Below are 11,172 nucleotides of genomic sequence, written 5' to 3' on the forward strand. Positions count from 1 at the left end.
GTTACTACAGAAGCAATGGAAAAAGCAGGAATACTTTTTACATATCTAATTGAAATATTCAAAAACCACAAGTTGATTAAAATTTTTCAGAAAGAAACTTATGAGACATCTAGGGCAGATAAATCGCTTGAAGAGCACAAAAATAGGCAGAAAAAACTTAACGAAATTTATGCTAGATCTTCTCCAATTATGGAGGTGTTGACTGGAATTATGATTGCAATTTTAATTTATTACTCCGGCAATCTGATAATCAAAGACGAACTTGGTATAAACAATTTTTTTTCTTTTTTGGCAGCAATGATGTTGGCATATCAACCAGTGAGAGCTCTAGCTACACTAAATATAGTGATTAACCAAGGTTTAGCTGGTGCGAGAAGGATTTTGCCAATTATAGACATGAAGGAAAAAATTACAGATGATAAAAAATTAGATGAAATAAAATTAAGTGATGGCAATATTATTTTTTCCGATATTAATTTTAGTTATAATAGTGATGTTGAGAAAATTGTACTTAAAAATATTAACCTCAATTTCACCGGTGGAAAGATGACTTCACTAGTAGGGCTAAGTGGAGCTGGAAAAACAACAATATTAAACTTAATTCCTAGATTTTATGATCCTTCAAGTGGTGATATACAAATAGATAACCAATCAATTTATAAAAGAAGGCTTTCATCATTAAGAAAAAATATTTCTTTGGTTAGCCAAGAAACAACTCTGTTTGATGACACTGTATTAAATAACATTAAATACGCAAATTTAGATGCTACAGATGATCAAATAAAGGAGGCTGCAGAATTATCATATTCCTCGGAGTTTATAAGCACATTACCAAATAAATTTAATACATTAATCGGAGAAAATGGAATAAGACTTTCCGGCGGTGAAAAACAAAGGTTATCAATAGCTAGAGCAATTCTTAAAAAAAGCAAAATTATACTTCTCGATGAAGCAACTTCATCTTTAGATGCTGAGACCGAGGAAAAAATTCAAGGTGCAATTAGTTATTTGACGAAAGGAAGAACAACCATAGTTATAGCCCACAGGCTCTCAACTATCTTAAGTTCAGATAAAATTTATGTCATACAAAAAGGTCAAGTTGTAGGTCAGGGCAAACATCAAGATTTATTAAAAAATTCTGAAATATACAAAAATTTTTATGACAAACAAATTCAAAAAAGTTAATGAGAATAATCTATAATTTTTTAGTATATGTAGTTATTATCTTATCTCCATTAATAATCATCTATAGAATATTTAAGAAAAAAGAAAATCCTAAAAGGTTTTTTGAAAAATTTTCTGTAAATAAAAAGAAAAGGAGCAAAGGTAAACTTATTTGGTTCCACTGTTCTAGTGTAGGTGAGTTTCTTAGTATTGTTCCACTGATTAAAGAATTTGAAAAAATAACGAGTGTAAAAAGAATTTTAGTTACTACCTCAACGCTCAGTTCATCCAAAATATTTGAAAAATTTAAATTCAAAAAAACCTTACATCAGTTTTATCCTTTAGATAATATTTACATAATCAAAAACTTTTTAAATCATTGGAGGCCATCATATGTTATTTTTACAGAGTCTGAAATTTGGCCTACAATGATTTCAGAATTAAAAAGAAGAAAAATTAGAGTTGTTTTAATCAATGCAAGGATGAGTGAGACATCGTTCAAGAGATGGTTTTCAATAAGATATTTTGGTAGAAGTTTATTAGAAAAATTTGATTATATATATCCTCAAAATAAAGAAACATTTCTATACTTTAAAAAATTAGGCTTAGAAAAATTAAAATTTTTGGGAAATCTTAAATTTATTAGTTATGAGAATGATAAAACTAAAGAAATAAAAAATCAATTCTTCAAAAAAAAAACAGTTTTATGTTCAGCGAGCACTCACAATAATGAGGAGGAAATTTTTGCTAATTTGCATATAAAATATAAACAAAAAATACCTAATTTAGTGACAATCATTATCCCAAGACATATAGAAAGAGTAAATGAGATTGCAAGAATGTTGGACAAAAAAAAATTGAGGTTTGTAAAACATAGTGAAAAAAAAAAAATTGTAAACAATTGTGATATTTATTTAGTTGATAGCTATGGGGAAAGTAAATCATTTTATAAAATAAGTAATATTGTTTTTCTAGGTGGTTCTTTAGTCTCAAAGGGAGGTCAAAATCCTTTAGAGGCTTTGAGGTTTGGTTGTAATATTGTGCATGGGGATTATACCTTTAATTTTAAAGATGTTTATAAAATGTTGGAAAAAGAAAAGTTATCAGTAAGAGTATCTGGCAGTAGCGATTTGGAAAGAAAAGCTTTTAGCTTATTTAAAAAAAAAAATAATTTGATTAAAATAAAAAAATTCAAAAAAATTGGAAATTTAATTCTTAAAAAAAATTTTAATGAATTGAAAAAAGTTATCATATGAAATTTTATAAGCCAAAATTTTGGGATAAAAAAGGTTACCCAAATTTAATTTCAATGTTGCTCTATCCACTATCATTGATCGTAATAATTAAAAACTATTATGAAAATAGTAAAATGAAAAAGAATTATTATGATTTTAGAACGATTTGTGTTGGAAATATTTATATTGGTGGGACTGGGAAAACACCACTTGTAAATAACCTTGCAAGTCATTTTAAAAAAAGATTTAAAACTATTATAATAAAAAAAAATTATACCTCACAAATAGATGAAAAAAAACTTTTAGAGACAGAACATAAAGTAATTTTTGAAAAAACAAGAGAATTATCTTTATTAAAAGCTGAACATGAAAAGGCTCAAGTTGTAATTTTTGACGATGGGTTACAAGAAAAAACAATAAATTATGATTTAAAAATTGTTTGTTTTAATTCTCTAAAATTGGATGGAAATGGGTTAGTAATTCCAGCTGGACCTTTAAGAGAAAGGTTAAATAGTATTAAGCATTATGATGTAGTCTTTATAAATGGAAACTTTAATAAACAATCTAAAGATTTTATTGATAGGGTTAAAAGTATAAATCCAAACATAAAAGTTTTTAGAGGGAAATACGTCCCTAAGAATCACTCCAAATTAAAAAAAAAAAGATTTTTAATATTTAGTGGTATAGGCAATCCTCATACTTTCTCTGATACCCTTAAAAGTATGAAAATTAAATTTTATGGGTACGAAAAGTATCCTGACCACTATAACTATAAAGAATCAGACTTACAAAAGTTAAAAGATTTAGCGAGAATTAAAGGTTGTGAATTATTAACAACCGAGAAAGATTATTTGAGAATTAAAAAGAATTTTAGAAAAAATATAAATTTTTTAAAGATTGAATTGTTGATTGATCAAGAAAAACAATTTTATAAATACTTAAATGATAAGTTATGAAGTTTATAAGATATTTGTTTGAATATATTTTAATTATTTTTCTTTTCACTTTATTTAAACTACTAGGATATAAAGTTGCATCAGAGGTTGGGTATTTACTTGGAAAGACAGTTGGTCCTTTTTTAAGATCAAAAAGAATAATTAAAAATAATTTAATAAAATTTGATAATTCTTTAAGTCCTGAAGAAATGAAAAAAGTCACAAAAGAAATGTGGGGTAATTATGGAAGAATATTTTCCGAATATCCCTATATTCCAAGTTTTAGAAAAGGTGATTTAGATAAATATATTAAAATTGAAAATATCGAAAAATTAGAAGAAATTAAAAAAGGCCAACCAGTTGTTTTTGTTTCCGCTCACTTCAGTAATTTTGAGTTAATGGCTATGGTAATTGAAAAAGCAGGTGTGAATTTGGCAGCAATTTATAGACCTTTAAATAACAAAATGGTTAATTCAATAATGGAACCGCTTCGTAAGAAACATATTTGTAAAAATCAAATTAAGAAAGGGATAAATGGAGTAAGAGAGTCTTTAAAATTTTTTAAACAAGGTACGAGTATTGCAATTATGATTGATCAAAGAGTAAGTGAGGGTAAAGAGATAAATTTTTTTAATCATCCTGCACTTACAACAACTATCCCTGCCCAATTCGTTAAAAAATTTGGATGTAAAATACAACCAGTGCATATTGAGAGATTTAACAAAATTAATTTTAAGATTACTTTTGATGAGCAAATAATTATCGAGGAGAGCGCAGATGATACCTCGATCAGTCTTAAACTTAATCAATGGTTAGAGAAAAAAATTAAAAGAAATCCTTCTCAATGGATATGGTCACACGATAGATGGAAATGATTTTTCACTTAATCTTTGTTTCTCTTTTTAATTGAGCTTCCTTATAGGAAAAATATGCCTCTTGAAGTTCCACATTCCAATAATTTAGATTATGAAGATATATTTTCTGCTTAGATACCGCGCAAATAACATGATCGCCTGACTCAATTATTTCAAACTTATTTGGTAGATATTTTAATTTAGCTAATTTATTTTTCATTTATAAGTTATAAGATCATTATAGATGAATGTAGGAATTATTGGAAGTGGTGGAAGGGAACATGCGATTTGTTATTTACTTAATAAATCGAAAAAAGTTTCGAAGATTTTTTGTTTTCCTGGTAATGCGGGTACAAATTTGATTGCTCAGAACGTCAATTTAAATACTGATAACTTTCCTGAATTGGAAAGATATTGCTTAAGAAAAGATATAAAGATGTTAGTAGTTGGTCCAGAAAAACCATTAGTAAATGGAATTGTGGATCATTTTAAAGGAAAATCGATAAGAGTGTTTGGTCCAGACAAAATATCCTCAAAACTTGAAGGTTCAAAAATTTTCACTAAAAAAATTTGTCAAAAAAAAAATATTCCAACATCAAAGTTCAAAATTTGTGAAAATTTAACTGAAACAATAGATTATTTAAAGAACAGTTATTTTCCTATCGTTATAAAAGCTGACGGCCTTGCGTCTGGAAAAGGTGTTTATATATGTAAAAATTTTAATGAGGCGAAAGTAGCTGCTAAAGAAATCTTTAACGGTAAATTTGGTTTTGCCGAACAAATCTTAATTGAAGAATTTTTAGACGGTGAAGAAATGAGTTATTTTATTGTAACTGATGGAAAAAATTATAAGTTTTTTGGTTCAGCACAAGATCACAAAAGAGTTGGTGAAGGAGATACAGGTAAAAATACAGGGGGGATGGGTTGTTACTCACCATCAAGACTTTTAAACGATGCTTTGGAATTAAAAATTAAAAAAAAAATAATTGAACCAACATTAAATGCAATAAATGAGCATGGTGGAGTCTATAAAGGTTTTCTATACATTGGCCTTATGATTAAAAATGATGAACCTTTTTTAATAGAATTTAATGTAAGAATGGGAGATCCAGAGTGTCAAACAATTTTACCAACTCTCAACACAGATTTAATGAATATATTTATATCATGTTGTGATGGCACATTAAATCAATCAAAGATAAATTTTTCTAAATTTAAAAGTATTTGTATAGTTTTATGCTCAAAAGGCTACCCAGAAAAATTTGATAACAATATTGAAATTGAAGATTTGGAGCAACTCAAACTACTTGAAAATCAAAATATCTTTCATGCTGGTACATTAAAAACAAAAACTGGTATAATTTCAAATGGTGGAAGAGTACTAAGCTTTGTTTCAACCTCAGATGATTTCTTGAAATGTAGAAATGAAGCAATAAATTTAATTAAAAAATTAAATTGGAAGAATGGTTATTTCAGAGCAGATATCGGTAATAAAGTGATTAAAATATGAGAATAATTTCAGGTTCTGATAAAGGAAAAAAACTAATTATGCCAAACGATAAAACAACTAGGCCTTTAAGAGATATGGCTAAAGAATCTATTTTTAACATTTTAACACACGCCAACTTCGTCGATTTTCAGCTCAAAGATAGTAAAGTTTTAGATTTATTTTCAGGAATTGGCTCATTCGGATTAGAGTGTATCTCTAGAGGCTCTAAATTTGTATTGTTTCTTGAAAATTATCCTTCAGTTTTAAAGATTTTAAAAAATAATATTTCAAGTCTTAAATACGAGAACAAATCAAAAATTTTAGATATTGATGCATTTAAAATAAACAGTAATACTTTTGAGGAAAATCAAAAATTTCAAATAATTTTTTGTGATCCACCATTCAAAGAAAAAAAATTAAATAATCTTTTAAAAGATATTCAAAATATTAATATTCTTGAAAAAAATGGTATAATTTTAATCCATAGAAAAAAAAATTCCATCGATAATTTCCCAATAAATTTTAAAATTTTGAAATTGAAAAATTACGGTTTATCTAAATTTATATTTGGAAACTTTTCCTAATAACATTTTTTTTGTTTCTTTTTTAACCATTTCAACTGCGGGCTGGTTAAAAGGATTAAGACTCATCATTTTACCCAAAAGAATTGTTTCAAGCATAAAATATGTGAAAATTTCCCCAAGACAGTCCTCGCTCCTTTTAAATATTTCAAAACTTCTAAAAGGAATATTTTTTTTTAAAAAAATATTTTTTGTTGCTTCCTTTTGAGCATTCATAATAGATTTAATATTATGATTTTTCAAATAACGTAATTCATTTAAAAGATTTTTATGTTTTAATGATTTTGAACTTGTATCTTGTACATCAAAAAAAGTAAAAAAATTATTTTTATTCCCATCTAAAAATAGTTGCATCATACTATGGTTGTCTTTGGGCATATCAGAAATAATTGGAAAAATACCTTTAGATTTTTTTCCTAAACTTTCGCTCACAAGCTGCTGGTACCATTCTAATAAACTTTTTGAGTCCTCATCATAATTTAAAATAACACAATTAGTTTTACCTGATTTTGAAAAGTTAAGAATAGAACCTACGTTGTTAATAAGTGTATCTAAAAACTTCTTATTTAATATCAAGCTATCATATTTCTTGAATTTGTTAATATTAAGACCAAAAAGTTTAGCTGGTAACATTCCGACTTCAGAAAGCACAGAGTATCTGCCTCCAACAAAATTTTTGTGTTCAATTATTTCTGCTTTAAGTTTATTAGCTATTTTTCTTAAAAAATTATTTTGTGACTCTGTAATAAATAATTTTTTACTTACAGAAAATATATTTTGATTTACTATTGTTTCGAGGGTGTTCCCAGATTTTGATATAATTATATCTAATTTTTTATTCTTGTTTGATTCATGTACTTTTGGTGTAAGATTATCATAAAAATAAACCTTTTTTTTTACCTTTGAATTTAGAAAATTATAAATCGCTTTTATTCCTAAAGAGGAACCCCCTAATCCAAAAATATTAATAGAGTTAAATTTTTTAAATCTATTTAATTTATTTTCATCAAAAGAATATTTATAATTTTTTGAAAAAGACTTAACAACATTAGTTTTTGAAGTTTTTTTCGTTAATTCAAAAAATTTTTTTTTTATCTTTTCAATATCATTTTTTTTGGTTTTAAAATTTTGAACCTTAAAATTTTTTGAAAACATTATTCGTTAATCTTTTCGAGTACAAAATTCTCAGTATCATTTTCCTCAGTAGTTTGGATTTCCTCCTCTTGATCTTTTATAGAACTTAGGAGATCATCAATTTCATTTTCAATATTTTCTATCTTTGAGGAAGTCACTACATCTTCAGGAGTTGGAAGTGAATTAAAGTCTGGTGGAAGTACCAAGGGATTTTTTTTTATAACTAAGAACTCATCGCTATTCTCATATTTTTTTCCACTTAGTCCATCCTTAATTGACTGGCATGCTGTTGTGAAAAAAATAAGAATTAGTAAAAAAAGTTTTTTAGACATCTCTTTGTTTTTTATATAATAGTTCAGCTAAAATAAGGCAAATAATACCCACAGTTATAAAGATATCAGCTATATTAAATATAAACCAGTGAAAATTACCTATATGAAAATCAATAAAATCTGGTACCGATCCATAGAAAAGCCTATCGAAAAGATTTCCAAAAGACCCACCCAAAATTAATAAAAAAAAATATCTTCTGAAGTCTTTTGTAACAATTGCCAAATAAATAATTATTAAATTTACTAACGCGATAAGTGTTGTAAATAAATTATAAGTAAATTCATTTGAAAACGAAAACAATCCAAAAGCTATTCCGGTATTCCAAACTAAATATGAGTTTAAAAAAGAAGTAATATATATTTCTGAAATCTCAGTTTTTTCTACAAGTTCAATGACGTAAACCTTGGAAAATCTGTCTATAAAAAAAAGAATAAGAACAAATGCTGAGTTAAGTAAAAATTTATTCACCTTAATTTTTATTAGAACTTGAATGTCTCTCACATCCATTTTTATTAATTTTCCAACAAACTGGACATTTCTGTCCCTCTGCTTTAACAGTATTTACTTTTATTGAATTTTCTTTTTTATTTGTTTTAGTTATTTTTGCTGATGAAGTAATGCATATTTCAGAAAAATCGTAACTTTTTACCAGATTATAATTTTCTTCATCTAGCTCAATTTCGATATTTGCTTCCAAGCTCGATCCTATAATTTTTTCAGCTCGCATAGTTTCAATGCTTGAGTTTACTTCATTTCTGATGTCAATTATCCTCTGCCAATTTTGTTTTAGCTTTTTATTGTTCCATGACTCTGGAAATATATTTAATTTTTTCAAATGAATACTTTTTTCACTATCATTTTTATTTACTAACTTAAATATTTCTTCAGTGGTGAAAGATAATATGGGAGCAAACCATTTTAGCAAGCTATCTAGTATGATGTTCAATAGTAACTGACAATTTTTTCTTTTTTTTGAACTTTTTTCATCACAGTACAAAGTGTCTTTTCTAATATCAAAATAAAAAGATGAAAGATCAACAGTACAAAAATTTAGTAATTCTTTATAAATAAGATGAATATTATAAGAATTGAAATGTTTCATGAAGCTTTCATTCAAATTATACAATTTATGGAGCATAAGTTGTTCAAGCTCTGGCAATGTATCAACTTTGATTTTATCTAAATCAACTTCAATTAGTTCATCGTTTAAATTACCTAATAAATATCTGAATGTATTTCTAAGTTTTCTATAAGCGTCAGCATGCTGTTCCAAAATTTTATGATCTATCCTTAAATCCTCAGCATAATTTGATGCTGCAACCCAAATCCTGAGAATATCTGCACCATATTTTTTCAAGATTTCTTCAGGCGAAATTACATTCCCAAGAGATTTCGACATTTTTAGCCCTTTTCCGTCTACAACAAAACCATGTGATAAAATAGCTTCAAAAGGTGCTTCACCTCTTGTGCCGCAAGACTCTAAAAGAGAAGAGTGAAACCAGCCTCTGTGTTGATCAGAACCCTCAAGGTAAAGAGATGCGGGCCACTTTAAATCTTCTCTTTGTTCTAATACAAAAGAGTGAGTAGATCCACTGTCAAACCATACTTCTACAATATCTGTTGTTTGGTAAAAATCATTTTCGTTATATTTTTTTCCAAGAAACTTTTGTTTGTTATTTTCAAACCAACAATCTGAACCTTCTTTTTCAAAAATATTAGCAATGTTTTTAAAGACTTCCTCATCAACTAAAACCTTTTCATCTTTTTTAGAGATAAATATAGGCAGTGGAACTCCCCAAACTCTCTGTCTAGAAACACACCAATCTGGTCTAGTTTCTATCATTGATTTAAGTCTCTCTTTTCCTTTGTTAGGATAAAATTCGGTTTTATCAATTGCAACTAATGCTTTTTTTCTAAGTCCGTGGCTCTCCATAGATATAAACCACTGAGGAGTTGCTCTGTGAATTAATGGCGCCTTTGACCTCCAAGAGTGAGGGTAAGTATGGTTTAATTTTCCATTAGAAAGTAATCTGTTATTTTTTTTTAAACTTTCAATAATGATTGGATTTGCTTTAAAAACATGTATTCCCTCGAAATTCAGAATATTCTTTGTGTATTTTCCATCGTTATCTACTGTTTCAACTGCCTGAATTCCATTATTAATACATAAGTTAAAATCGTCAGGTCCATGACTTGGTGCACAATGAACTATTCCAGAACCCTGCTCTGTTGTAACAAAATTCGCCTCTAACATTGGAATATCGTGAGTGTAACCTTCTTTTTCTAAAGGGTGACTACAAATTATATTTTTAAATTCTTTTCCTGATAACTTGTCAAGTTTCTCGAATTTTTTTATCTCACATTCCTTCAAAACTGTCTCTAGTAAATCATGAGCTATAACAATTTTTTTATTTTTGAAACTACCGTCATCTTCAATCTTAATTATTTGATAGCTAATATCTTTGTTATAAGCTAGCGCCTTATTGGCTGGTATAGTCCATGGAGTTGTAGTCCAAATAATAATTTCGCAACCCTCTAGACTTTTGTTTGAAGTTTTCTTAATTGGAAATGAAGTGTAAATAGTATCAGAAATATGATCCATATATTCTACTTCAGCATCTGCAAGGGCAGTTTTTTCAACTGTAGACCATAAGACGGGTTTATAACCTTTGTACAAGCTACCCTCTTTTAGAAATTTGGCTAACTCCCTAACTATTTGAGCTTCAGCTTTGAAACTCATAGTCGAATAATAATCTTTCCAATCTCCGATAACACCTAATCTTTGAAATTGTTTTTTATGAACATCGATCCATTTATTTGCAAAATCTCTACATTCTTTTCTAAATTCAACTATTGGCACATCATTCTTATTTTTTTTATTCTTTTTATATTGCTCTTCAATTTTCCATTCAATTGGTAAGCCATGACAATCCCATCCTGGAACATATACAGAGTCTTTTCCATTCATTTGATGAAACTTTGTAACAATATCTTTTAAAATTTTATTTAAAGCAGTTCCCATGTGTATATTTCCATTTGCATAAGGTGGGCCATCATGTAAAACGAATTTTTCATTTCCTTTGCTGTTTGCTCGAAGCTTTTCATAAAGTGATATTTTGTTCCAATAATCAATCAGATCAGGTTCCTTCAAAGGAAGATTAGCTCTCATTGAAAATGATGTTTTAGGAAGATTTACAGAAATTTTACTCATTCAATAATATTGCCTTTGCTTTTTTACAATCTATTTTAATTTGTTTTTTCAAGTTAGGTACTCCATTAAATTTTTTCTCACCTCTTATAAATTCTATAAATTCTATTGATAAATTTTTATTATAAAGATTTCCAGAAAAATTAAATATATTTACTTCTAAAACTAATTTTTTTTGATTAAATGTTGGTCTGTATCCAATATTTGCGATGCCTTTTAATTTCCTTTTGTTTATAGAA

At 27.4% G+C, this 11,172-nt stretch carries 12 protein-coding genes; 6 read left to right on the forward strand and 6 right to left on the reverse strand.

The window, feature by feature from the left end; genetic code table 11:
* From AMN84_RS01775 to AMN84_RS01790, 4 genes are all read left to right on the forward strand, one after another.
* Window positions 1-1,185 (forward strand): ABC transporter ATP-binding protein (locus AMN84_RS01775; RefSeq protein ID WP_075482855.1); only part of this gene is annotated, 1,185 nt, incomplete at its 5' end.
* Entirely contained in the window at window positions 1,185-2,420 is a 1,236-nt protein-coding gene (locus AMN84_RS01780) for a 3-deoxy-D-manno-octulosonic acid transferase (protein WP_075482857.1), read from the forward strand. The genes AMN84_RS01775 and AMN84_RS01780, both read left to right, overlap by 1 nt.
* On the forward strand, window positions 2,417-3,355 hold the full coding sequence (gene lpxK, locus AMN84_RS01785) for a tetraacyldisaccharide 4'-kinase (protein WP_075482859.1): 939 nt from the start codon (window positions 2,417-2,419) through the stop codon (window positions 3,353-3,355). The genes AMN84_RS01780 and lpxK overlap by 4 nt, the downstream gene beginning before the upstream one ends.
* Entirely contained in the window at window positions 3,352-4,209 is an 858-nt protein-coding gene (locus AMN84_RS01790; protein WP_075482861.1) for a lysophospholipid acyltransferase family protein, read from the forward strand. The genes lpxK and AMN84_RS01790 overlap by 4 nt, the downstream gene beginning before the upstream one ends.
* Window positions 4,210-4,213: 4 nt before the next feature.
* On the opposite strand, the gene AMN84_RS01795 is transcribed toward AMN84_RS01790, so the two are convergent.
* Window positions 4,214-4,408: a DUF2093 domain-containing protein gene (locus tag AMN84_RS01795; RefSeq protein ID WP_075482863.1), complete on the reverse strand. Its 195-nt coding sequence runs from the start codon at window positions 4,406-4,408 to the stop codon at window positions 4,214-4,216.
* A gap of 24 nt (window positions 4,409-4,432) precedes the next feature.
* On the opposite strand from AMN84_RS01795, the gene purD reads away from it, so the two are divergent.
* Window positions 4,433-5,698, forward strand: a complete 1,266-nt coding sequence (purD, locus tag AMN84_RS01800) for a phosphoribosylamine--glycine ligase (protein WP_075482865.1) — start codon at window positions 4,433-4,435, stop codon at window positions 5,696-5,698.
* A complete protein-coding gene (gene rsmD, locus AMN84_RS01805; RefSeq protein ID WP_075482867.1) occupies window positions 5,695-6,261 on the forward strand; it encodes a 16S rRNA (guanine(966)-N(2))-methyltransferase RsmD in 567 nt (188 codons plus the stop codon). Before purD ends, rsmD begins: the two co-directional genes overlap by 4 nt.
* Here rsmD and AMN84_RS01810 read toward each other — a convergent pair.
* From AMN84_RS01810 to AMN84_RS01830, 5 genes are all read right to left on the reverse strand, one after another.
* Window positions 6,229-7,413, reverse strand: a complete 1,185-nt coding sequence (locus tag AMN84_RS01810) for a glucose-6-phosphate isomerase (protein WP_075482869.1) — start codon at window positions 7,411-7,413, stop codon at window positions 6,229-6,231. The genes rsmD and AMN84_RS01810 overlap by 33 nt on opposite strands.
* On the reverse strand, window positions 7,413-7,724 hold the full coding sequence (locus tag AMN84_RS01815) for a DUF3035 domain-containing protein (protein WP_075482870.1): 312 nt from the start codon (window positions 7,722-7,724) through the stop codon (window positions 7,413-7,415). The genes AMN84_RS01810 and AMN84_RS01815 overlap by 1 nt, the downstream gene beginning before the upstream one ends.
* Entirely contained in the window at window positions 7,717-8,232 is a 516-nt protein-coding gene (gene lspA / locus AMN84_RS01820) for a signal peptidase II (protein WP_075482872.1), read from the reverse strand. The genes AMN84_RS01815 and lspA overlap by 8 nt, the downstream gene beginning before the upstream one ends.
* Complete coding sequence (gene ileS, locus AMN84_RS01825) at window positions 8,195-10,936, reverse strand: isoleucine--tRNA ligase (RefSeq protein ID WP_075482874.1); 2,742 nt, start codon at window positions 10,934-10,936, stop codon at window positions 8,195-8,197. The genes lspA and ileS overlap by 38 nt, the downstream gene beginning before the upstream one ends.
* The coding region (locus tag AMN84_RS01830; protein WP_179850689.1) for a riboflavin kinase at window positions 10,929-11,172 on the reverse strand (244 nt) is incomplete at its 5' end. The genes AMN84_RS01830 and ileS, both read right to left, overlap by 8 nt.

This window comes from Candidatus Pelagibacter communis, from assembly GCF_001180105.1.
GTDB lineage: Bacteria > Pseudomonadota > Alphaproteobacteria > Pelagibacterales > Pelagibacteraceae > Pelagibacter > Pelagibacter ubique_K.

Excerpts from the sequence above, each read along its gene's own strand:
- AMN84_RS01780 (WP_075482857.1), top strand. The coding sequence starts at position 1,185 with ATGAGAATAATCTATAATTTTTTAGTATATGTAGTTATTATCTTATCT.
- lpxK (WP_075482859.1), top strand. The coding sequence starts at position 2,417 with ATGAAATTTTATAAGCCAAAATTTTGGGATAAAAAAGGTTACCCAAAT.
- AMN84_RS01790 (WP_075482861.1), top strand. The coding sequence starts at position 3,352 with ATGAAGTTTATAAGATATTTGTTTGAATATATTTTAATTATTTTTCTT.
- AMN84_RS01795 (WP_075482863.1), bottom strand. The coding sequence starts at position 4,408 with ATGAAAAATAAATTAGCTAAATTAAAATATCTACCAAATAAGTTTGAA.
- purD (WP_075482865.1), top strand. The coding sequence starts at position 4,433 with ATGAATGTAGGAATTATTGGAAGTGGTGGAAGGGAACATGCGATTTGT.
- rsmD (WP_075482867.1), top strand. The coding sequence starts at position 5,695 with ATGAGAATAATTTCAGGTTCTGATAAAGGAAAAAAACTAATTATGCCA.
- AMN84_RS01810 (WP_075482869.1), bottom strand. The coding sequence starts at position 7,413 with ATGTTTTCAAAAAATTTTAAGGTTCAAAATTTTAAAACCAAAAAAAAT.
- AMN84_RS01815 (WP_075482870.1), bottom strand. The coding sequence starts at position 7,724 with ATGTCTAAAAAACTTTTTTTACTAATTCTTATTTTTTTCACAACAGCA.
- lspA (WP_075482872.1), bottom strand. The coding sequence starts at position 8,232 with ATGGATGTGAGAGACATTCAAGTTCTAATAAAAATTAAGGTGAATAAA.
- ileS (WP_075482874.1), bottom strand. The coding sequence starts at position 10,936 with ATGAGTAAAATTTCTGTAAATCTTCCTAAAACATCATTTTCAATGAGA.